Origin of the sequence: Pseudoxanthobacter soli DSM 19599 (genome assembly GCF_900148505.1) — a bacterium.
Taxonomy (GTDB): Bacteria; Pseudomonadota; Alphaproteobacteria; order Rhizobiales; family Segnochrobactraceae; genus Pseudoxanthobacter; species Pseudoxanthobacter soli.
This window is the reverse complement of the sequence record NZ_FRXO01000016.1, coordinates 18,478-40,735: the sequence shown is the minus strand read 5'-3', so window position 1 is coordinate 40,735 and position 22,258 is coordinate 18,478. Positions and strand designations below refer to the sequence as shown.

Here is a 22,258-nt window from a genome sequence, read left to right as displayed (position 1 = left end):
CCCCGTCCCGCTCCGCGTGGCACGCCCCTCGCCAACCTTCTCGCAAACAATCAGGAAACGGAGACGCCATGACCCTTATCCCCGCACAGCAGACCCCGACCGCCACGCGCGGCAGCCTCAACCGAGCCCTGCGCCGGACCGGCGCGCTGCTGGCAGGCGGCCTTCTCGCCGCCGGCCTGCTGGCGGGCCAGGTCGCCGCCGAGGAAACCGGCGATCCGGGACCGGCGGCCTACAAGTCCGCGCTTGAAGGCAAGCGCGTGGTGCTGGTGCCGATGTCGATGGGCTTCGATCTTGCGCAAGGGTGGGCGCATTATATCGGCAACGAAGTGAAGGGCTTCGGCGGCGTGTTCGAAACCCGCGATCCCAACTGGGACGTGGCCGCCGGCGCGCAGGCCATCACCGACCTCATCTCCTCGTCCAACAAGCCCGACGTGCTGATCGTGCAGCCGCCGGACCTGCAGTCCTATACCCGCCTGTTCAAGCGCGCGCAGGAAGCCGGCATCTTCGTCATTCAGGTCGACAACCGCACCAACTATCCCACCGATGCCTTCGTCGGGTCCGACTGGGAGCGGCTGGGCGAGCTCGAGGCCGAAGCCGTGATCAAGGGCTGCGGGCCCGACTCCTCGAAGAAGATCGGCCTCATTCAGGGCGATCAGGTCAACGCATCCAGCCTCGACCAGTATGCCGGCATCGCCAAGGTGCTGAAGGCCAACCCTGACTTCAAGATCGTCGGCGAGCCGGATTCCAACTGGGATGCCACCACCGCCCGCAACGTGGCCACCACGCTGCTGCAACAGCACCCGGACGTGTGCGGCATCATCGATTTCTGGGACAGCACCGCCAAGGGCACGGCCGCGGCCATCCGCGATGCCGGCAAGACCGGCAACGTGTTTCTCGTCACCACCGGTGGCGGCGAGGAGACGGATTGCACCGCGCTTGAAGACGGCACCTTCGGCGCCGTGGTCATGACGGAAGTGAAGAACCAGTCGCGCGATGTTTCCGCCCTGATCAAGTTCCTGCTGCAGAGCGGGCTGAAGCCGGGGCAGTCGAAGACCTGGATCTACACCCTGGAGACCGCCGCCACGAAGGCAGACGTGAAGCCCGGCACCTGCTGGAGCCTGAAAGAAACCCAGGCCGCCAAGTAAGCCGGCCGAACGGCTCAGGCGAAGCCCGCCTCCGTCCGCGGCGGTGGGCTTCTCACCCTTTTTTTCCTTAAGCCCTATGCCGTGAAAGCCCGCCCCATGCGCCTTACCGAAGCGGTGCAGCGCCTGCGCTACAATCTCGTTCCCGACCATCTCGTCGGCGAACTGCTGACCAAGCGCTGGGCCGACAATCTGGTGCCGTTCCTGTTCGTGGGCGCGGTGGTCGCCATTTTCGGCACGGCCATCGACGGCTTCTTCACGCCCGCGAGCCTGATCGACACCCTGCGCCAGCTCGGCGAGTTCCTCGTGGTCGTGGTCGGGCTGACGGTTGTCATGCTCGGCGGCGGCATCGACCTTTCGGTCGGCTCCATCTATGCGCTGGCGGTGTTCTCCGCGATCTGGGTCATCTATGTGGGCGAGGGACCGGCGTGGCTGGCGTTCGCGGCGGCGGTCGCTACGGGGGCGGCGTTCGGGGCCCTGAACGGCTTTCTCGTCGGCTACCTGCGCCTGCGCGCCTTTCTCACCACGCTCGTCACGCTCATCATCGGCCGCTCGCTCTACGACATCCTCATCATCGCCTGGGGCAAGGCATTCCAGCGCTCGACGGTGATGAACGACAACTTCGACTGGATCGGCACCGGCGCCTTTCACGGCGTGCCGGTCAGCGTAATCGCCGCAACGCTGTTCGCGGTTCTCGCCCATGTCGCACTGTCACGCTCGCGGGCCGGCTGGCATGTGGCGGCGGTCGGCGGTTCGCGCCGCGCGGCCTACAATGCCGGCATCGCGGTCAGGCGCACGGTGTTTCTTACCTACGTGTTCTCCGGTTTCGCCTGCGGCGTGGCGGGCTTTCTGTTCGCCGCCCGCCTCTCCGGCACGGGGCCCGGCACTGGGGCGGGGCTGGAACTGATGGCGGTGACGGCGGCGGTGGTGGGCGGCGTGGCGCTCGGCGGCGGGCGCGGCTCGGTCGCCAAGGGGCTGATGGGCGCCGTGGTGGTGCTGATCCTCGTCAACGGCCTCATCCGCCTCGGCTTCGGTACCGGCTATAACCAAATGGTGCTCGGCGCGCTGCTGGCTGTGGCGGTGCTGCTCGACATCCGCTGGCTGAGAAATCGCCACAAGGTGCTGGCGGAAGTCTACGTTTCGCCGGTGTTCCACCTCATGGGCGAAACGCCGCCGGCCACCCCCGGCTCCAGCTCGCCTTACGCCTTGGACAACCGCCTGTCCGCCGCCGCTCCGATCGCACTCGGCGAGGTGGAAGGGCCGGAGGACGTCATCCTCGACCGCGACGACAACCTCTATGCCGGCACACGCCACGGCGAAATCGTGCGCTGGCTCGCCCCGGACTATTCGCGGCAGGAGGTATTCGCCCACATCGGCGGGTTCCCGCTCGGGCTGGCGCTCGACCGCGACGGCAGCATCGTGACCTGCGTGGGCGCCATGGGGCTCTATTCCATCGCTCCCGACCGCACGGTGCGGGCGCTTTCCACCGAAACCCGCCGATCGCTGACCTCCGTCACCGACGACGCCCGCCTGCGCGACCCGAACGACTGCGATATCGGCCCCGACGGGCGTGTTTGGTTCACCGATTCCACCACGCGCTACGATGCCCATGACTGGGCGCTCGATTCCATCGAGAGCCGGCCGACCGGGCGCCTTCTGGTCTATGACCCGAAGACCGGGCGCACCCGCACCGTGCTGGAGGGTCTGCGCTATGCCAACGGCGTCTGCCTCGCCCACGATGCGAAATCCATCTTCATCGCGGAATCGTGGGCCTGCCGCATCCATCGCTACTGGCTGGAAGGGCCGAAGGCCGGCCGGCTGGAATGCGTCATCCGTGACATGCCGGGCTACCCCGACAACATCAATCGCGCCTCCGATGGCCGCTACTGGATGGCCTGGCTGGGCATGCGCACCCCGAGCTTCGACCTGGCGCTGCGCTATCCCGCCTTCCGCAAGCGCATGACGCGCCGCCTGCCCAAGGACGAGTGGCTGTTTCCCAACATCAACACCGGCGGTGTGGTCAAATTCGACGAGACCGGCGCCATCGCCGACACGCTGGGCGACCTGACCGGCGAAAGCCATCCGATGGTCACCTCGATGCGCGAGCACAAGGGCTGGCTCTATATCGGCGGCATCCTCAACAACCGCATCGGGCGCTATCGCATTCCCGGTGCCGATCCCGACTGGACGGGCTGGAACTCGTACTGGGGAGGAACGCGCTGATGTGGTGGGACCGCTTTCTCGATCCCCTTCGCGGCCGGGCCATCACCATTCCTCCGCTCGACGGCGGACTTCGGCCAAACACCGCGCTGGAGACCGCCCCCGTTGTGGCCGCCGTACCGCGCCCGGCGGCGCTGGCCGTCGCCGACGGCCGGCTGCTTGTGGCGACGGGCAACGAGGTGCGCGAGATCGGACCGGGCGATGATGTCCCTGTGTTCGGGTTCGCCCGGCCGGTCAGCGCGCTTGCAGGCCTCGCAGACGGTGGCTTCGCGGCTGCTCTGGAAGACGGCACCATTGCATTCTGCGGCGGACGGCACGACGGGCGCACACTGGCCGGAATCGGGCCGGACCGCCTCACCTGCCCCACGGCGCTTGCCGAGGTTCCGGATGGCAGCGGCCACCTTCTCGTCACTCAGGGCGCGCCCGGCAAGGCGCCGTCCGATTGGGTCGCCGACCTGATGGAGCACGGCGCCGCCGGCAGCCTGTGGCGGCTCGATCCCGCCAGCGGCGAGGCGCAGTGTCTGGCCGGCGGACTGGCGTGGCCGGCCGGGGTCCTGCCGCTGGCTGATGGCGGGGCCATCGTGGCGGAAAGCTGGCGTCACCGGCTCGTGCGCGTCGCAGCCGGCCGTGCGCCGGCTCCGGTTCTGGAAAAGCTGCCTGCCTATCCCGGACGCCTCGTGTCCATCGCTTCTGGCGGCGCCTTGATGGCGCTGTTCGCCCCGCGCAACCGCCTGGTGGAACTGGTGCTTCAGGAACACGGCTATCGCCGCGCCATGATGGCGGAAGTCCCCCGCCCGCTGTGGATCGCGCCCGCACTCGATCCACCCGCGAGTTTTCTGGAGCCGCTGCAATGCGGCGGCGTCCGCACCATGGGCGTGTTCAAGCCGTGGGCACCCAGCCGCTCCTGCGGGCTGGTGGTGGAACTCGATGCCACCTTCCGCCCGCTCAGGAGCTGGCACAGTCGCGCCGACGGCCGCCGCCACGGCATCGTCGATGTCGCGGTCCACGGCAGCCAGGCCATTGCAGCCAGCCGGGGCGGTGACGCGGTCGTGGTGCTGGAACCGGAGGACCACCCGTGAGCACGCCCGCACAGAGCTCACCTCCGCTTCTGGAAACCCGCGGCCTTGCGAAGGCCTATCGTGGCAACGTGGCGGTGGCGGCGGTGGATTTCCGCCTTGCCGCCGGCGAGATTCACGCATTGCTGGGCGAGAACGGTGCCGGCAAGTCGACCCTGGTGAAGATGATCGCCGGGGCGGTCGCCCCCTCCGCGGGCGAGATCCACTTCGAGGGTGCGCCCGTCGCATGGTCCGGACCGGCCGATGCGCTGCGCAACGGCATCGCCATGGTCTTTCAGGAGACCAGCCTCGTGCCGTCCATGACGGTGGCGCAGAACCTGTTCCTCGGCGACGAGAAGCCGTTCAACCGCCTGCGCGGAGTGGCCATCGCCGCTCAACAGTTCCTGCAATCGCTGAATTTCACGGTCGATCCGGGCGCGCTCGTCTCCAGCCTCGGCGCAGCCAGACGGCAGATGGTGGAAATTGCCCGCGCGGTGCGGCTCAACGCCCGCATCATCATCTTCGACGAGCCCACCGCGACCCTGACGCCGGAGGAAAAGCGCCATTTCTTCGCCCTCGTTCGCCGGCTGAAGGCACGCGGGGTGGCGATCGTGTTCATCTCCCACGCCCTTGAGGAAGCGTTGATGCTGGCCGACCGCATCACCGTGATGCGCGATGGCGCGGTGACGGCGGAGGGGCCGGCGGCGGGCTTCACCCGCGAAAGCATCGTCCGGGCCATGGTCGGGCGCACCACCGATGTGGAAGGCGGTCCGCGACGGGCGCCACGGCCGGCCGGTGCGCGCATTCTGACCGTTGAAGACGTGTCCATGGGCGCCATGGTCAAGAACACCGCTTTCTCGGTCTTTTCGGGTCAGGTGACCGGTCTGTTCGGTCTCGTGGGTTCCGGACGCACGGAGACCGCCAAGATCATCGCCGGCGTCATGAAGCGCGATTTTCGCCTCGGCGGCACCATTACCCTCGATGGTCGGCCGGTGCGCTACAACACGCCTCGCCCCGCCATGCTGGACGGCATCGTCTATGTCACCGAGGACCGCAAGACCGAGGGCTTCTTCGAGACCATGTCGGTGGCGGAAAATCTCTATGCCGGCTTTCTGGCCGGCGGGCAGGCGAGAAGCCCGCTGCTGGTCAGCCGTGCCGAGATGAGCGAACTGGCCGCCGGCTGGCGCGACAGGCTGGCGATCCGCTCCATCAGCGACGACGCCCGCGTGATCGAGCTTTCCGGCGGCAACCAGCAAAAGGTCGTCATCGGCAAGACGCTGGTGCAGAAGCCGCGCCTCGTCATCTTCGACGAGCCGACGCGAGGCGTGGACGTGGTCGCGATCGCCGAGATCCACCGCCTCATCAACCAGCTCGCGGACGACGGGCTGGCGGTGATTGTCATCTCCTCCTATCTGCCTGAAATCCTGACTCTTTCCGACCGTATCCTGGTCTACCGGCAGGGCCGCATGGTGGAGGAGTTCTCACCCTTCGAGGCCAGCGAGGAACGCATTCTCTACGCTGCCGTGCACTAGAGCATATCCCGTTCAGATCGAACCGATCTGAACGACAAGGATAGGCTCAAGCTCTTGAATCGAGAGCGATTTCTAGTCGATCTGATGAGTCCGTCAGATCGGAAAGCGCTCTAACCGAAGGATAGCCCGCCATGACCACCGTGAAGCTCTGGAACGACGCGGAAGCCGAAGCCGATCCGCGCGTGAAGGCCGTGTTCGACGACATCCGCGCGACCCGCAAATCGGATTTCGTCAACAATTTCTGGCGCGGCCTCGCCGGCCAGCCTGAGTTGCTCGCTGCGACATGGAACCGCCTGAAGGCGGTGATGGTGGCGCCCGGCAGCCTCGATCCTCTGACCAAGGAGCTGATCTATGTCGCGGTTTCCACCGCCAATGGCTGCTCCTACTGCGTCCATTCCCACACCGCCGCCGCCCGCGCCAAAGGAATGACCGAAGACCAATATGCGGAGTTCCTCGCCGTCGTCGGCATGGCCTTCCAGACCAACGGGCTGGTGACGGCGCTGCAGATTCCCGTCGATCCCGCATTCGACGCCAGCACCGGGGCATCGTGACGAGCCAAGAAAATGAGCGTGCAGGAAAAGCCAAGAACGGAACAGATTTCGGGCGCACGCGATCGCGCCGTCGTCGCGCGCGTAGCGGGCGGGCCGGACGTGCTGGAGGAGATCGAGGTGCCGGCCGCCATCGCCGGCCCCGGTGAAGTGCTGGTCCGCCACGAGGCGATCGGCGTCAACTTCATCGACACCTATTTCCGCTCAGGCCTCTATCCCTGGCCGCAGACGCCGCTCATCCCCGGCGCCGAGGCGGCGGGCGTCGTGGAGGCGATCGGCCCCGGCGTGACAGGTTTCGCCGTCGGCGACCGCGTCGCCGCCGTCACCCCGACGGGAGCCTATCGCACCCGGCGGGCGCTGCCGGCGGACCGCCTGGTGAAGCTGCCGGACGCACTCGACCCCGCCACCGCCGCCGCCGCGTTGCTCAAGGGCCTGACCGCCCACTACCTGCTGCACGACAGCTACCCCGTGAAGTCCGGCGACATCGTGCTCGTTCATGCGGCCGCTGGCGGCATGGGTCAGCTTCTCGGGCCATGGTTGGCCGATCTCGGCGCCATCGCCATCGGCACCGCCGGCGGCCCGCAAAAGGTGGCCGTTGCGAAGGCCTGCGGCTATGCCCACGTCATCGACTATCGCAGCGAGGATTTCGTCGCCCACGTCGGCGCGATCACAGGCGGACGTGGATGCGATGCGGTCTATGACAGCGTCGGCGCAGATACGTGGCGCGGCTCGCTGGCCTGCCTGCACACGCGGGGCACCTTCGTCAGCTTCGGGCAGTCCTCGGGGCCGATCGAAGGATTCCGTTTCGCCGATCTGGCGCGCGGGTCGCTGACCGCCACAAGGCCGATGCTGTTCGACTTCATCGCCGATCCGGCGGAACTGGCCCGCCGCAGCGCCGCCCTGTTCGCCCGCCTCTCCGTCCACCCGGCGACGGCAGACGGGCAGATCCGCCTGCTGCCGCTCAGCGACGCCGCTGCCGCCCATGCGGCGCTGGAACGCCGCCAGACCGCCGGCCCGACCGTTCTGGTCCCGTGAACGGCAGAGCTGGCGGCTTGCCGGCCGGTCGGATTGCCGATGAGCCCGTGAGCCCCTTGGGACAGGCCGTCGAGGCGGCCGGCATCGGGCACCGGTTTCCGCGGCTCCGTTCGTCAGACCTGAACCCGATGAAGGAGACCGTCCCGGGGTCGAGGAAGGTCTGCAACGGATCGCCCCCCGCAAACGCAAAGGGCGCCCGCAGGGGCGCCCTTGGTCGTTCTGGAATGGTCCTGCCAGTCGGCGCCGTCGGATCAAGCGATCTTGAGGCGGACGTCGAGGTTCTTGCGGGTGGCTTCCGAATAGGGGCACACGATGTGGGCCTTCGAGACCAGGTCCTGGGCGACGGCCGGGTCGACGCCCGGCAGCTTCACGGTCAGTTCCACATCGAGCCCGAACCCGGTGCCGTCGTCGCGCGGGCCGATGCCGACATCAGCGGTGACGGTGGCGTCCGCAGGAATCTGCACCTTCTCCTTGCCGGCCACGAACTTCAGGGCGCCGAGGAAGCAGGCGGAGTAGCCCGAGGCGAACAGCTGCTCGGGGTTGGAGCCCTCGCCGCCGGGGCCACCGAGTTCCTTCGGAACCGAAAGCTTGACCGAGAACTTACCGTCGGCGCTGGTCGCGGAGCCGTCGCGGCCGCCGGTGGCGGTGGACTGGGTGCGGTAGAGAATGGCCATCGTGGCCTCCTGTCGGTGTGCTGGAGCGACCACATTCCGGCAAGGCCGGGCACGGGCGACCGCTCGCGGTGAAATTTCGTCAACTCATCGGCCCAGGCACGCGCCGCCCCGGCGGATTCCCGCTCCGGCAAGCCCGCGCCAGCATCGAAGCCGGCTCAAGCGCCTTCCCGCCGGATGCATCACCCGACCGAAGGCCATCGCTTCGGCGGACACTGGCCGCCGCCGCTTCGACAGGAATTCATATCGCACACGATTTAATCGTTTGCAATCATTTTCTGCGATGCCAGCCATGCAATCTTGGCGCTGGCGATTCAGTCGCGCGATAAATATCATCGCCACTGTGGCGCTTGTGTCCGCTGCCGACCGAACCTGCCCCTCGGGGAACCCCCGCCAAATGGCGATCCTTTGTCCGGTGCGGGTAACCGGCATGGCGGTTGCCGTTGCACAGGTGGGCATGCGCTCCCGTCGGAAGACACATCGCTCCGGAGTTTCACCAATGGCTGCGTCAGGAAAGTCCGCGTCCGTGAAGTCCCCCTCCCCGCGCAACGCGGTGCCCGGTGCCCGTGCCGGGGAAGCAGCCGAAGACCGCGCCGCCGATCTCCTGCGACTCGACAACCAGCTCTGCTTCGCGATCTATTCCGCGGGCCATGCGCTGACGCGCACCTACAAGCCGCTGCTCGACGCGCTCGGACTGACCTATCCGCAATATCTCGTGATGCTTGTGCTGTGGGAGGAGGACGACCAGACCGTCGGGCGGATCGGAGAGCGGCTGTTTCTGGAATCGAGCACGCTGACGCCGCTGCTCAAGCGGCTGGAGGCGACCGGCAAGATCCGCCGCACGCGCGATCCCGAGGACGAGCGGCAGGTGCGCATCCGCCTCACCGAGGCCGGCCGGGCGTTGCGCGAGGAGGCGAAGGCGCTGCCGAAGGCGATCCTGAAGGCGAGCGGCCGCACGCCGGCGGCGATCGAGGTTCTGAAGAAGGATGCCGCCACCCTGCGCGACGCGCTCTCCGGCACGCCGAAATAACGGCTGCGGAAAGACCGGCGCGCAGGCGGTGCGGCGGTCGCAGCCCGTTGCCCGCCGCACTGTGCCGGCGAGGATGATCGGCTGACCGATGATCGGCCGCTTCACGTCGCGGCGTGCTTGGCCAAGTTGGCTTCCGGATCTCCCGGCTTGCTGATCTCCCGGCTTCGGGGTGTACCGGCTTGCGGGTTCGGCGGCGGCCGCAGCGGGGTCCCGGACGAGCCTCAGTCCGCCAGACGGGCCACGGCGTCTAGCGCCAGCGGGTCGAGCCCCGCTCCGCCGGCCGCGAGGTGGGCGCGGATCTGGCGCCGCATCCGAGGATCCCAGAACTTCACCAGATGATCGGCGATCGCGGCGACCGCCTGCTCCCGAGCTTCGGCATCCTCCCCGCCCTGATGGGCGAAGAAGGTCGCGATCTGGTTCGCCATGCGGGTCAACTTCACCGCCGGATCGAAGGCGTGCGCCGCCGCATCCGCCGCTTCTCCCGCCGTCGCCTCAGCCGGCATCGCCCGTCTCCCGTTCACGTGTGGCACCGTCGTCCGCCGTGTCGCCATCGCCGAGGCCGTGGATGCGGCGGGAATGGGTGAACACCTCGAACCCGTCCGCGCGCGCCACGGCGACGAGCGTCAGCCCCGCCGCTTCCGCCGCCTCGATCGCGAGGCTCGTCGGCGCGGAAACGGCGACGAGGATCGGCGCGCCGATCGCGGCGGTCTTCTGCACCATCTCGATGGAAACCCGGCTGGTGACGATCACTATTCCGGCGCGGCCGGACTCTCCCGCCCGCGCGAGTGCGCCGCCGAGCTTGTCGAGCGCGTTATGGCGGCCGACATCCTCGCGCAGCGCCACGAGCCCGCGCCCGGGCACCACGAAGCCGGCGGCATGAACCGCCCGCGTCAGCGCGCCGAGACGCTGCGCGGGGGCGAGAGCGGCGGCCGCGGCGGCAATATCCTCCGGCGCGACCTTCAGCACCGTGCCGCCCACCGAGGCGACCGGCCGCACCGCCTCCTCCAGGCTCTCGATGCCGCAGAGCCCGCAGCCGGTTGGCCCGGCGATGCGGCGGCGTCGGGCGGAAAGCGCCGCGGCCGGTTCATCGCCGATCCACATCCGCGCCTCGAAGCCCCGGCCGGAAACCCCGATCTCCGTCTCGATGATCTCGATGTCGAGAATCTCCGCCCGCGCCGCGACGAGCCCCTCCGACAGGGCGAAGCCGACGGCGAAATCCTCCAGATCCGACGGGCTCGCCATCATCACCGCGTGGGATGAACCGTTGAAGGTAAACGCGACCGGCACTTCCTGCGGCACGATGCGGGCCGACCCGTCGTGGCCGGCGGGCCATCGGATGCGCTTCGCCCGCGCCGCTGGCAGGCCTGCCAACGGCCCGGAAACCGGGTCGGCGCCCGCGCCATCTATCGCCTCGCCATGCCGTACCATGCCACCTCGCCTCGAAGCCGCCTCGCCGCCCGCGTTGCTCTACAGGCTGGCGGATGGGCCGGATCCTACAGCCTCATTCCGCCGCTTCGTTTCCAATGCGCCGGCTCGCCTGCGAATGGGCGCGATATTCCGTCTGCCATTCGCTCGGCCCGTTGGAGGCGCCGACCTGCACCGCCGTCACCTTGTATTCCGGGCAGTTGGTCGCCCAGTCCGAGAAATCGGTGGTGATGACGTTGGCCTGGGTCTCCGGGTGGTGGAAGGTGGTGTAGACCACGCCCGGCGCCACGCGGTCGGTGATCCGCGCCCGCAGCGTGGTCGCGCCGGCGCGGCTTTCGAGCTTGACCCAGTCGCCGTCGCGGATGCCGCGGTTCTCGGCGTCGTGGGGATGGATCTCCAGCACGTCTTCCGGATGCCACACCACGTTCGCCGTGCGGCGCGTCTGGGCGCCGACATTGTATTGCGACAGGATGCGGCCGGTGGTGAGCAGCAGCGGGAAGCGGCCGGTGGAGCGCTCCTCCGTCGCCACATATTCGGTGATCATGAACTGGCCGCGGCCGCGCACGAAGCCATCGACGTGCATGATCGGCGTGCCGTGGGGCGCGGCTTCGTTGCACGGCCACTGCACCGATCCCTCGGCCTCCAGCCGGGCATAGGAGACGCCGGCGAACGAGGGCGTCGTCGCCGCGATCTCGTCCATGATCTCCGAGGGATGGGCATAGGGCATCGGCCGGCCCATGGCGGCGGCGATGGCGAGCGTGATCTCCCAGTCCGCCATGCCGGAGCGCGACGGCATCACCCGCCGCACGCGGTTGATCCGCCGCTCGGCATTGGTGAAGGTGCCGTCCTTCTCGAGGAAGGTGGAGCCCGGCAGGAAGACGTGGGCGTAGTTCGCGGTCTCGTTCAGGAAGATGTCCTGCACCACGACGCATTCCATCGCTTCGAGACCGGCGACGACGTGGTGGGTGTCGGGGTCGGACTGGGCGATGTCCTCGCCCTGGACGTAGAGGCCTTTGAAGCTGCCTTCGACGGCCGCATCCAGCATGTTGGGGATGCGCAGCCCCGGCTCGTCGTCGAGGGCGACGCCCCAGAGCTTCTCGAACACCGTGCGGGTGGCGTCGTCGGACACGTGGCGGTAGCCCGGGAACTCGTGGGGGAACGAGCCCATGTCGCACGAGCCCTGCACATTGTTCTGGCCGCGCAGCGGGTTCACGCCGACGCCCGGCCGGCCGAGATTGCCGGTCGCCATGGCGAGGTTCGCCATCGCCATCACCGTGGTGGTGCCCTGGCTGTGTTCCGTGACGCCGAGCCCGTAATAGATCGCCGCGTTGCCGCCGGTGGCGTAGAGCCGGGCGGCGCCACGGATCGCCTCCGGGTCGAGGCCCGCGATCGGACCGATCGCCTCGGGGCTGTTGCGCGGCTCGGCGACGAAGGCGGCCCAGCCCTCGAACGCGGAAAGCTCGCAGCGCTCACGCACGAAGCGCTCGTCGATCAGCCCCTCGGTGACGATGACGTGGGCGATGGCGTTCATCACCGCGACGTTGGTGCCGGGCCGCAGCGGCAGGTGGAATGCCGCCTCCACATGGGGCGAGCGGACGATGTCGGTGCGCCGCGGGTCGATCACGATCAGCTTCGCGCCGGCCCGGATGCGCCGCTTCATCCGCGCGCCGAATACAGGGTGGCCGTCGGTCGGGTTGGCGCCGATCACCACGATCACGTCGGCCTCGTCGACGGAATCGAAATCCTGTGTGCCGGCGGAGGTGCCGAACGCGGTCTTGAGGCCGTAGCCGGTTGGCGAGTGGCAGACGCGCGCGCAGGTATCGACATTGTTGTTGCCGAACACCGAGCGGATCAGCTTCTGGACGAGATAGGTCTCCTCGTTGGTGCAGCGCGACGAGGTGATGCCGCCGATGGCACCCCTGCCATATGTCTTCTGGATGCGCGCGAACTCGGAGGCGACACGGGCGAGCGCTTCATCCCATGAAACCTCGCGCCAGGGATCGGTGATCCTCTCGCGCACCATCGGATTCAGGATTCGGTCGCCATGGTTGGCGTAGCCCCACGCGAACCGGCCCTTGACGCAGGAATGGCCGTGGTTGGCCTTGCCGTCCTTCCACGGCACCATGCGCACCAGTTCGGTTCCGCGCATTTCCGCCTTGAAGGAACATCCGACGCCGCAATAGGCGCAGGTGGTGACGACGGCGTGCTCCGGCTGCCCGATCTCGACCACCGACTTCTCGATCAGCGTCGCCGTCGGGCAGGCCTGCACGCAGGCGCCACAGGAGACGCACTCGGAATCGAGGAAGAGTTCGTGCGCGCCCGGCGATACATGGGATGAGAATCCGCGCCCCTCGATGGTGAGAGCGAAGGTGCCCTGCACCTCCTCGCAGGCCCGAACGCAGCGCGAGCACACGATGCACTTCGAGGGATCGAACTGGAAATAGGGGTTGGAAACGTCCTTCGGTTGGCCGAGGTGGTTTTCGCCGTCGTCGCCGTAGCGCACCTCGCGCAGGCCGACCGCGCCGGCCATGTCCTGCAGCTCGCAGTCGCCATTCGCCCCGCAAGTGAGGCAGTCGAGCGGATGGTCGGAGATGTAGAGTTCCATCACCCCCTTGCGCAGCCGCTTCAGCCGCTCGGTCTGGGTCCTGACCGAGATGCCCGGCGCCACCGGCGTGGTACAGGAGGCCGGCGTGCCGTTGCGGCCCTCGATCTCGACGAGACAGAGCCGGCAGGAGCCGAACGCATTGAGCGTGTCCGTCGCACACAGCTTCGGCACGCCTATACCGGCTTCCCGCGCCGCCCGCATGATCGAGGTGCCTTCGGGAACGGTGACCGGAAAGCCGTCGATGGTGAGCGTCACCGTCGCGGTCGCGCCGGAGGCAGGCGTGCCGTAATCGGGTTCCTCGATGGCGCCCCCCGGGCCGGCTTCGAAGCCGCGTTCGTGGAAGGTGTCCATGGCGGGCCTCCTCATTCCGCGGCCGCCGGCAGCGCCGGGCGGTCGAAATCATCGGGGAAGTGGCGCACGGCGCTCATCACCGGATAGGGCGTGAAGCCACCCAGCGCGCACAGCGAGCCGAACTTCATGGTGTGGCAGAGATCCTCGACCAGCATCAGGTTCTCCGCGCGGTCGATATCGGCGACGATGCGGTCGATCACCTCGACGCCGCGGGTGGAGCCGATGCGGCAGGGCGTGCACTTGCCGCAGCTCTCGTGGGCGCAGAACTCGAAGGCGAACCGAGCCTGCGCAGCCATGTCGACGCGGTCGTCGAACACCACCACGCCGCCGTGCCCGATCAGCCCGTCGCGAGCGGCGAAGGCCTCGTAGTCGAACGGCGTATCGAACAGGGCCGGCGGGAAATAGGCGCCGAGCGGCCCGCCGACCTGCACCGCCTTCACCGGGCGGCCGGTCGCGGTGCCGCCGCCGATCTCGTCGACGAGCGCGCCGAGGGTGATGCCGAACGCCGTCTCGTAGAGCCCGCCGTGACGCACGTTGCCGGCGAGTTGCACCGGCATGGTGCCGCGCGAGCGCCCCATGCCGAAATCGCGATAGAACGCCGCTCCCCGCGCCAGGATCACCGGCACGGTGGCGAGCGAGATCAGGTTGTTGATGACCGTCGGGCAGCCGAACAGCCCCTTGTGCGCCGGCAGCGGCGGCTTCGGCCGCACGGTGCCGCGCCGGCCCTCAAGGCTTTCGAGCAGCGCGGTCTCCTCGCCGCAGACATAGGCGCCCGCACCGACGCGCACCTCGATGTCGAAGGCCGGGCCGCGGCCCATCAGCGCCGCACCGATCAGCCCGGCCGTCCGCGCGATCTCGATCGCCCGGTTGGTCATGGCGATGGCGACGGGATATTCCGAACGGCAATAGATGTAGCCCTGCGTCGCGCCGACCGCGAAGCCGGCGATCGCCATGCCCTCGATCAGCGCGATCGGGTCGCCTTCCATCAGCATCCGGTCGGCGAAGGTGCCGGAATCGCCCTCGTCGGCATTGCAGACGATATATTTCCGCTCGCCCGCGGCGTCGGCCACCGTCTTCCACTTCACGCCGGTCGGGAAGCCCGCACCGCCGCGCCCGCGTAGGCCGGACTCCGTCACCGCCTGCACCACGGCAGCCGGGCCGATCTCGAGCGCATGCCTCAGGCCCGCGAGACCGCCGTTCGCCTCGTAGTCCGCGAGCGAGACGGGATCGATGATGCCGCAGCGCGCGAAGGTCAGCCGCTGCTGGCTCTTCAGCCAGGCGATGTCCGCGGTCGGTCCGTGGAACAGGCCGGCGAGCGCGCCGGCCGGCGCCAGTCCGTCGAACAGTCCGTCGGCCGCAAGCGCCTCGACGTCCCCCTGCGCAACCGGTCCGTAGGCGACGCGGCCGGCCGGGGTCTCGACCTCCACCAGCGGTTCCAGCCAGAACAGGCCGCGCGAACCGTTGCGGACGATCTCGACCGACCGGCCGAGGCGCGCCGCCGCCGTCGCGAGCGCGGCGGCCACCTCGTCAGCGCCGACGGCGACGGCCGCGGAATCGAGGGGCACGAACACGCGGACGACATCACCGGCGGCGCTCATGGTACGTCGCTCCGAACGGCGGCGACGGCCCGGTCGAGCCCGGCGGCGGTGGCGCGCCCGATCAGCCGGCCGTCCAGCATCGCGGCCGGGGCCGTGGCGCAGAGCCCGAGACAATAGATGGGTTCGATCGTCAGAGAGCCATCCGGCGTGGTTCCACCCCAGTCGAGCCCATGACGGGCGAGCACATCGGCGTGCAGGGCATCGCAGCCGACCGACTGACAGGCTTCGGCCCGGCAGAGCTTCAGCACATGCCGGCCGGCGGGCTCGGCGCGGAAGTCGTGATAGAACGTCACGACGCCGTGGACCTCGGCACGCGACAGGTTCAGCGCCTCGGCGATCATGCGCACGGTGCCGGCGGGAACGTAGCCGAACGCCTCCTGCAGTGCGTGCAGGATCGGCAGGGTCGCGCCAGGAACGGCCTTCAGTCCTTCGATGATCTCGGCCGCACGGGCGACATCGAAGCCGGCCTCACGCGGGGCCGCAGCGGTGCCGGCGGGTGCGTCGCGGCCCCGCATGTCCCTCGCCACGGTTTCGATAGCGGTGCTCATGGCGGCGCCAGTTCCCTCCGGCCGCGCTTCCAGAAGCGTGCGCGGCGCTACTTACTGGAGCATACCTGCCGTCTGATCGCTCGATCCGAACGGACATTGCTCACGGATCGCTGTTTCGATCCTTTCCAATTAAAGCCTCCGCTTGCAGCGCCATCAAGGCGAGCGCGCCGTGTTGCGATAGAACATTTCTATCGGAAACCGGGTGGCGCGCATGGATGTCGGCGTTTTTCGTTCGGCAAGCCTGGCGATGGATCGCAAGTCGGCGGCATTGCCGCCAGCAGGGCTTCGCGGTCATCGCGCGGCCGAACCAGCCACGGCGAACGCGCGGGCGAAGCCGTCCGAGGAGAGATGGTCCAGCGTCGCGCGCAAGGCCTCCGCCTCCTCCTTGCCGAACACCGCATCGAAGCGGTCCTGGGCGTCCTGCCAGAGGGCCAGCGCCTCCACCTGCCGTGCCTTGCCGGCCTCGGTCAGCCGAACACGCTTCGCCCGGCGGTCCTTCTCGTCCGGCACCAGCTCCACCAGCCCGTCGCGCAGCAGCGGCCGCAGCGTATGGCCGAGCGCCGACTGGTCCATGACCATCATCGTCGCCAGCGCCTTCAATGTCGGCGCCATGTGGTAGGCGATCTGCGTCAGCAGCGTGAATTGGGTGGTGCGCAGGCCGGACGGTTCGAGGACATCGTCATAGAGGCGGCCAAGCCGGCGCGATGCCCGCTTCACCGCGGCGTTGGAGCAGAAGTTCCAGGTGTTCAGGCTGTCGATCTCGGTCTCGTTCATCTCATCCTCGGTGCGTCGGGGGCCGGCTCATCCGTCGGCCCGCGCCTTCCTATGTAGGCCGCCGGTCCGGCGCGTCATGTTCGGACGGCCCCGTGACGGGGGCGGCGCGTCCGGAAAGAACACCCTCCGCACCCTGACGTCGGCACGAGGCGCTCGTTCGCACTGACCGCGTCGCGGGCCGCCGTTCGGCATATGACCTTCGGCCCCTTGTCGTCATCCCAGTTGCATCCATATAGTGGCATATACCGATATTTTCCATTGCGAAGCCATGCGGCGACGCGACCGACTGCTCCCGGAACGGAGCCAGATCAGGAGACCACGATGACCAACCCCATCAAGGCCGGAACGGCCCTCGTCACCGGCGCCTCGTCCGGCATCGGTGCCACCTACGCGGAGCGGCTCGCGCGGCGCGGGCACGACCTCGTTCTGGTCGCCCGCGACAAGGCGCGGCTGGAGACGCTGGCGGAACGCCTCGCCGCCGAGACCGGCGTCAAAGTCGCGATCCTTCCGGCCGATCTGGGCAGCGAGGCCGGCGTGCGAACCGTCGTGGACCGCATCGTCGCCGATACATCGATTTCGCTGATCGTGAACAATGCCGGCATCGGTCCGGACGGCCCGGCCTTGAGTTCGCCGCCGGACTATCTCGATAAGATGGTCAGCCTCAACGTCACGGCCGTGAACACCCTGACGGTGGCGGCGGCGAACGCCTTCCAGGCGCGCGGCGGCGGCACCATCGTCAATATCGCCTCCGTGGTCGCCCTCATCCCGGAACGGGTCCACGCCACCTATGCCGCCAGCAAGGCATTCGTGCTCGCCCTCACCCAGTCGCTCGCTGCGCAGACGCCGGACAGCCGCCTGCGCTTCCAGGCCGTGCTGCCGGGATTGACGCGCACCGAGATTTTCGAGCGCGCGGGCGTCGACATCAACGGGCTCGATCCGTCGATGGTGATGGAGGTCGGCGATATGGTGGACGCTGCGCTCGCCGGGCTCGACCAGGGCGAGACCGTCACCATTCCCTCCCTGCCCGACCCGGCCAAGTGGGATGCGATCGGCGGCGCCCGCGCGGCCATCGGCCACGATCTGTCGAAGAACAAGCCGGCGGCGCGCTACGGCGTCGGCACGGCCTGACGGCGTCGAACGCCGCTCAGTCCTCTTCGTCGGCAAGCCGCCGCGCTTCGTTCACCAGCGCGGCGGTCAGCGGCGCCATCGGCTCGCGATGCGGCACCACGAGGCCGATTGTCGGCGTGACCGGTGCGCCGAGGATCGGGATCGCCCGGATCTCGCCCTCTAGGCCCACGGTCTCCGCCAGCCTCTCCGGCAGGATGGTGCACCAGTGGCTGGTGCGGACGTGACTGATGAGGACGACGATGGAATTCGACTCAAGTTGCGGATCAGACTTCAGCCCGGCGCCGCGCAGCAGCCGGTCGACGATGCGCCGGTTCTGCATGTCGGGCGTCAGCAGGCACAGCGGCACGTCCGCGAAATCCGCCCACGACACGCTCTCCCGCTCGGCCATCGGCCCGTTCCTCGCCGCGGTGAGGAAGCGATAACGCTCGCGATAGAGCGGGATGGTGCGGGCGCGGCCGACCGGCTCGTTGTCGACATAGGTCAGCCCGGCATCGATCTCCAGATTCTCCAGAAGATCGAGAATGTCGGCGGATGGACGCGACTGCACGGAGATGCGGACGTGGGGATGCCGGGTGCGGTAGGGCGTGGTCAGCGCGGTCATCAGGCCGAGGGCGGTCGGCACCGCCGCGATGCGCAGGTGCCCGGCAAGGCCGTGGCGCAGCGCGTTGACCTCCTGGCGCATGGCGCGCGCGTCACCAACGATGCGCCGCGCCCATTCGAGCACCCGCTCGCCTTCCGGTGTGAAGCCGATGAAGCGGCTGCCGCGGTTGACGAGCACGGCGCCGAGTTGTTCCTCCAGCGCGCGGATACCAGCGGAAAGCGTAGGCTGGGTGACGCCGCAGGCTTCCGCCGCGCGGCCGAAATGCTTCTCGCGGGCGAGCGCGATCAGGAAATCGAGCTTGTCGATCACGCGGCCGCCCTCCCGGCGCCGGAAGCGCCCCGTTTTCTCCGGGGTAGCCGGCCGTAAGGCCGGCCGGCACCGCCCCGTCTCCGCGCGTCAGCCAGCGGAACGCCCCGCGCGCGTTAGTTTGTCCCGTCCGTCCGGCCGGTACGTCCGGTTCGGCTCAGGCCGCGCCGTAGACCTCGTCCGCCCGGCTCTCGAACGCCTCGGCGAAGCGGCGGAACGCCTGCTCGAACACCGCGCCCATCAGCGCGCCGAGCGCGCGGCTCTTGAACTCGTAGGAGATGAAGAAGCCGACCTCGCAGGTCTCCTCGCCCGTCTCCCGGAAGGTCCACTTGTTCTCAAGCGACCGGAACGGCCCGTCGAGATAGGAGACCTGGATTTCCCCCTTCGCGCGGTCGAGTACGACCTGCGAGGTGAAGGTCTCGCGGAACATCTTGTAGGCGACCGTCATGTCGGCGACGAGCACCTCGCGACCGTCGGCCAGCGCGCGGCGGCCGCGCACGGCGAGGCCCTGGCACAGCGGCACGAAGCGCGGATATTTCTCCACGTCCGCCACGAGATCGAACATCGAGGCGGCCGAATGGCGCACGCGCCGCGACGTCTGGAAAGAAGGCATCCGAAATCCGCCGGTCAGTTGCCGAGGCGGGCGAGGCGCGCCGCCTTCAGCCGCTCGAAGTCCTCGCCGGCATGGTGCGAGGATCGGGTCAGCGGGCTCGACGAAACCATCAGGAAGCCCTTGGCGTAGGCCACCGTCTCGTAGCCCTTGAACTCGTCGGGCGTAACGAAGCGCATGACTTCGTGATGTTTGCGCGTCGGCTGCAGGTACTGGCCGATGGTGATGAAGTCGACGTCGCCCGAGCGCAGGTCGTCCATCAGCTGGAGCACCTCGTTGCGCTCCTCCCCGAGGCCGACCATGATGCCGGACTTGGTGAAGATGGTCGGATCGAGTTCCTTCACCCGCTGCAGCAGGCGGATGGAGTGAAAGTAGCGCGCCCCCGGCCGCACCTTCAGATATTTCGACGGCACGGTTTCGAGGTTGTGGTTGAACACGTCCGGCCGTGCAGCGACGACCACCTCCAAGGCGCCGTCCTTGCGGAGGAAGTCCGGCGTCAGGATCTCGATGGTGGTCTTCGGCGCAGCGTGGCGGATCGCCTCGATCACCTCGGCGAAATGGCGTGCACCGCCGTCGGCGAGATCGTCACGGTCGACCGAGGTGATGACGACATGGGTGAGGCCCAGCTTCGCGACCGCCTCGGCCACCTTCTGCGGCTCGTCGCGGTCCAGCGGACCGGGCATTCCCGTGCGCACGTTGCAGAACGCGCAGGCGCGGGTGCAGGTGTCGCCCATGATCATGAAGGTGGCGTGCTTCTTGGACCAGCACTCGCCGATATTGGGGCAGCCGGCCTCCTCGCACACGGTGACGAGGCCGTTCTTCTTCACGATGTCCTGGGTCTCGCGATAGACCGGCGAGCCCGGCGCGCGCACGCGGATCCATTCCGGCTTGCGCAGCATCGGCGTATCGGGCCGGCCGGCCTTCTCCGGATGACGGGGACGGGCTTTGGTGGTGTCGAGAACCGTGACCATGAACGGCTTCATTCCAAGGGTTGCAGGCCAACATCACGTTGCAGGCCAACTTCGGGCTGCCGGCCAACTTCCAGGCCATGCCCGAAGGCCGGAAACGCGGTCTGTTCTTCGCGCGCACTGTTCTTCGAACGAGTCTTAACCCTGTCGCCCGGCCGCGTCGAGGGGCGCCGGCCGCATGGCCGCTCCGTCGTCGGCGCCGGTCATCGCCGCTGGAACAGCCCCAGCACGAACAGGAGCACGACGGCGCCGATGGAGGAGACGATCAGGCTCGTCCAGAAGCCGGGCAGCACCGAAATCTGGAAATTCCGCACCAGCCAGCCGCCGATCAGCGAGCCGATCAGGCCGACGATGAGGTTGGTGATCAGGCCGTGATTGCGGTTGAACACCCGCTCGGCGATCCATCCGGCGAGAATGCCGATCAGGATCGCCCCGAAGAAGCCGACGCCGTTCATGGATGGTCCCCCTCACCCGCCACACCCGGCGGCCGGCACTCGCGGCGCGGTGCGCCATTCGGTCGGTCAAATCGGCTGGCCGAACAAAGGCCTGCACCGCACAAAGGTGGCGACTGGCGGCGCGTTCGTCAACCGGCAAGCCGGCGCGGATGCGGTCGCATCCAAGCCGGCCGCCGATCGCGTCGTCAGGTGTGGATCACCCGGCCGTAGGCGTCGAGCACGCTCTCGTGCATCGTCTCCGACAGGGTCGGATGCGGGAACACGGTGTGCATCAGGTCTTCCTCGGTGGTCTCCAGGTTCATGGCGACCACGAAGCCCTGGATGAGTTCCGTCACCTCGGCTCCGACCATGTGGGCACCGATCAGTTCGCCCGTCTCGGCGTCGAAGATCGTCTTGACCAGGCCTTCCGGCTCGCCGAGCGCGATCGCCTTGCCGTTGCCGATGAACGGGAAGCGGCCGACGCGGATCTTGCGGCCGGCTTCCTTGGCCTTGTTCTCGGTGAGGCCGACGGAGGCGACCTGCGGGTTGCAATAGGTGCAGCCCGGGATCTTGGCCTTGTCCATCGGGTGGACGTGCAGGCCCTTGATGCCTTCGACGCAGATCACGCCCTCATGCTCGGCCTTGTGGGCGAGCATCGGCGGGCCGGCGACGTCGCCGATGGCATAGAGGCCGGGCACGTTGGTGCGGCCGAGGCCGTCGGTCACGATGCAGCCGCGGTCGGTCTTCACGCCGAGCGCTTCGAGGCCGAGACCCTCGATGTTGCCCTGCACGCCCACCGCCGAGATCATCCGATCGGCCGTGATCTCCTGCGACTTGCCGTCCTTGGTGACGACGGTCGCGGTCACGGAATCCGCGTTCTTCTTCACGCCGGCGACCTTGGCGTCGGTCAGGATCTTCATGCCCTGCTTCTCGAGCCGCTTGCGGACGTGGGCGGCGATCTCGTGGTCTTCCACCGGCAGGATCTGCGGCATCACCTCGACGACGGTCACCTCGGCGCCAAGGGTGCGGTAGAACGAGGCGAACTCGATGCCGATGGCGCCCGAGCCCATCACCAGCAGCGACTTCGGCATCCGGTCGGGCTTCAGCGCCTCGAAATAGGTCCAGATCAGCTTCTTGTCCGGCTCGATGCCGGGCAGCGCGCGCGGACGGGCACCGGTGGCGATGATGATGTTCTTGGCCGCGTAGTCGCCGCCGCCGAGCGCGCCCTTCGGCGCGTTCTCCGCAGCCTCGACCTTCAGCTTGCCGGGGGCGGAAAGCGTCGCCTTGCCCCAGATCACGTCGATCTTGTTCTTCTTCATCAGGAAGCCGACGCCGGTCGAAAGCTGGCTGGCGACGCCGCGCGAACGCTGGATCACGGCATTGATGTCGAAGCCGACGCCCGAGGCCGACAGGCCGTAGTCCTTGGCGTGCTCCATGTAGTGGTAGATCTCGGCCGAGCGCAGCAGCGCCTTGGTCGGGATGCAGCCCCAGTTGAGGCAGATGCCGCCGAGATGGGACTTCTCGACCACCGCGGTCTTGAAGCCGAGCTGGGCCGCGCGGATCGCCGCGACATAGCCGCCCGGGCCACCGCCGATGATGATGATGTCGTAGGAAGTGTCGCTCATGTCCGTGCGGCCCCTTGGGCCCCCCTTGATGTTTCGCGCCCGGCTTTTCCGC

At 68.3% G+C, this 22,258-nt stretch carries 20 protein-coding genes; 8 read left to right on the top strand and 12 right to left on the bottom strand.

Annotation, left to right across the window (positions count from 1 at the left end; all coding sequences use genetic code 11):
- The first annotated feature begins 68 nt into the window (after window positions 1–68).
- The 6 genes from BUF17_RS21420 (at window position 69) to BUF17_RS21395 (ending at window position 7,532) form a co-directional block, all read left to right on the top strand.
- Window positions 69–1,145, top strand: a complete 1,077-nt coding sequence (locus tag BUF17_RS21420) for a sugar ABC transporter substrate-binding protein (RefSeq protein ID WP_084565081.1) — start codon at window positions 69–71, stop codon at window positions 1,143–1,145.
- A gap of 96 nt (window positions 1,146–1,241) precedes the next feature.
- Window positions 1,242–3,365, top strand: a complete 2,124-nt coding sequence (locus BUF17_RS21415) for an ABC transporter permease (RefSeq protein WP_073632623.1) — start codon at window positions 1,242–1,244, stop codon at window positions 3,363–3,365.
- Window positions 3,365–4,441, top strand: coding sequence for an SMP-30/gluconolactonase/LRE family protein (locus BUF17_RS21410; protein WP_073632621.1), 1,077 nt, complete (start codon window positions 3,365–3,367; stop codon window positions 4,439–4,441). Before BUF17_RS21415 ends, BUF17_RS21410 begins: the two co-directional genes overlap by 1 nt.
- Window positions 4,438–5,949, top strand: coding sequence for a sugar ABC transporter ATP-binding protein (locus tag BUF17_RS21405; protein WP_073632619.1), 1,512 nt, complete (start codon window positions 4,438–4,440; stop codon window positions 5,947–5,949). The genes BUF17_RS21410 and BUF17_RS21405 overlap by 4 nt, the downstream gene beginning before the upstream one ends.
- Before the next feature lie 131 nt (window positions 5,950–6,080).
- Entirely contained in the window at window positions 6,081–6,500 is a 420-nt protein-coding gene (locus BUF17_RS21400; RefSeq protein WP_073632617.1) for a carboxymuconolactone decarboxylase family protein, read from the top strand.
- A 12-nt stretch (window positions 6,501–6,512) separates the two neighbouring features.
- Complete coding sequence (locus BUF17_RS21395; RefSeq protein WP_073632615.1) at window positions 6,513–7,532, top strand: quinone oxidoreductase family protein; 1,020 nt, start codon at window positions 6,513–6,515, stop codon at window positions 7,530–7,532.
- 251 nt (window positions 7,533–7,783) lie between these two features.
- Here BUF17_RS21395 and BUF17_RS21390 read toward each other — a convergent pair whose 3' ends face one another.
- Window positions 7,784–8,206, bottom strand: coding sequence for an organic hydroperoxide resistance protein (locus tag BUF17_RS21390; RefSeq protein WP_073632613.1), 423 nt, complete (start codon window positions 8,204–8,206; stop codon window positions 7,784–7,786).
- A gap of 601 nt (window positions 8,207–8,807) precedes the next feature.
- Here BUF17_RS21390 and BUF17_RS21385 point away from each other — a divergent pair.
- Window positions 8,808–9,233, top strand: coding sequence for a transcriptional regulator, SarA/Rot family (locus tag BUF17_RS21385; RefSeq protein WP_073632687.1), 426 nt, complete (start codon window positions 8,808–8,810; stop codon window positions 9,231–9,233).
- A gap of 221 nt (window positions 9,234–9,454) precedes the next feature.
- Here BUF17_RS21385 and BUF17_RS21380 read toward each other — a convergent pair whose 3' ends face one another.
- The 6 genes from BUF17_RS21380 to BUF17_RS21355 form a co-directional block, all read right to left on the bottom strand.
- Window positions 9,455–9,736, bottom strand: coding sequence for a formate dehydrogenase subunit delta (locus BUF17_RS21380; protein ID WP_210215485.1), 282 nt, complete (start codon window positions 9,734–9,736; stop codon window positions 9,455–9,457).
- Window positions 9,726–10,661 carry a formate dehydrogenase accessory sulfurtransferase FdhD gene (fdhD, locus tag BUF17_RS21375; protein ID WP_084565077.1) on the bottom strand — a complete coding sequence of 312 codons (936 nt, stop codon included), beginning with the start codon at window positions 10,659–10,661 and terminating at the stop codon, window positions 9,726–9,728. The genes BUF17_RS21380 and fdhD overlap by 11 nt, the downstream gene beginning before the upstream one ends.
- Before the next feature lie 73 nt (window positions 10,662–10,734).
- Window positions 10,735–13,614, bottom strand: coding sequence for a formate dehydrogenase subunit alpha (gene fdhF / locus BUF17_RS21370; RefSeq protein WP_073632609.1), 2,880 nt, complete (start codon window positions 13,612–13,614; stop codon window positions 10,735–10,737).
- Window positions 13,615–13,625: 11 nt separating this feature from the next.
- On the bottom strand, window positions 13,626–15,212 hold the full coding sequence (locus tag BUF17_RS21365) for a formate dehydrogenase beta subunit (protein ID WP_073632607.1): 1,587 nt from the start codon (window positions 15,210–15,212) through the stop codon (window positions 13,626–13,628).
- Window positions 15,209–15,727: a formate dehydrogenase subunit gamma gene (locus tag BUF17_RS21360; RefSeq protein WP_073632683.1), complete on the bottom strand. Its 519-nt coding sequence runs from the start codon at window positions 15,725–15,727 to the stop codon at window positions 15,209–15,211. The genes BUF17_RS21365 and BUF17_RS21360 overlap by 4 nt, the downstream gene beginning before the upstream one ends.
- Before the next feature lie 324 nt (window positions 15,728–16,051).
- A complete protein-coding gene (locus tag BUF17_RS21355; RefSeq protein ID WP_073632605.1) occupies window positions 16,052–16,534 on the bottom strand; it encodes a MarR family winged helix-turn-helix transcriptional regulator in 483 nt (160 codons plus the stop codon).
- Window positions 16,535–16,855: 321 nt separating this feature from the next.
- On the opposite strand from BUF17_RS21355, the gene BUF17_RS21350 reads away from it, so the two are divergent.
- On the top strand, window positions 16,856–17,662 hold the full coding sequence (locus BUF17_RS21350) for an SDR family NAD(P)-dependent oxidoreductase (RefSeq protein ID WP_073632603.1): 807 nt from the start codon (window positions 16,856–16,858) through the stop codon (window positions 17,660–17,662).
- A gap of 16 nt (window positions 17,663–17,678) precedes the next feature.
- On the opposite strand, the gene BUF17_RS21345 is transcribed toward BUF17_RS21350, so the two are convergent.
- The 5 genes from BUF17_RS21345 to lpdA form a co-directional block, all read right to left on the bottom strand.
- Window positions 17,679–18,572, bottom strand: a complete 894-nt coding sequence (locus tag BUF17_RS21345; RefSeq protein ID WP_073632601.1) for a LysR family transcriptional regulator — start codon at window positions 18,570–18,572, stop codon at window positions 17,679–17,681.
- Between the two features lie 154 nt (window positions 18,573–18,726).
- Window positions 18,727–19,182, bottom strand: coding sequence for a type II toxin-antitoxin system RatA family toxin (locus tag BUF17_RS21340; protein ID WP_073632599.1), 456 nt, complete (start codon window positions 19,180–19,182; stop codon window positions 18,727–18,729).
- A gap of 14 nt (window positions 19,183–19,196) precedes the next feature.
- The gene (gene lipA / locus BUF17_RS21335; RefSeq protein ID WP_073632681.1) at window positions 19,197–20,150 is read right to left on the bottom strand and encodes a lipoyl synthase; all 954 of its coding nucleotides are present in this window, start codon (window positions 20,148–20,150) and stop codon (window positions 19,197–19,199) included.
- A gap of 200 nt (window positions 20,151–20,350) precedes the next feature.
- Complete coding sequence (locus BUF17_RS21330) at window positions 20,351–20,602, bottom strand: GlsB/YeaQ/YmgE family stress response membrane protein (protein WP_073632597.1); 252 nt, start codon at window positions 20,600–20,602, stop codon at window positions 20,351–20,353.
- 185 nt (window positions 20,603–20,787) lie between these two features.
- A complete protein-coding gene (gene lpdA / locus BUF17_RS21325) occupies window positions 20,788–22,206 on the bottom strand; it encodes a dihydrolipoyl dehydrogenase (RefSeq protein ID WP_073632595.1) in 1,419 nt (472 codons plus the stop codon).
- Between the last annotated feature and the right edge of the window lie 52 nt (window positions 22,207–22,258).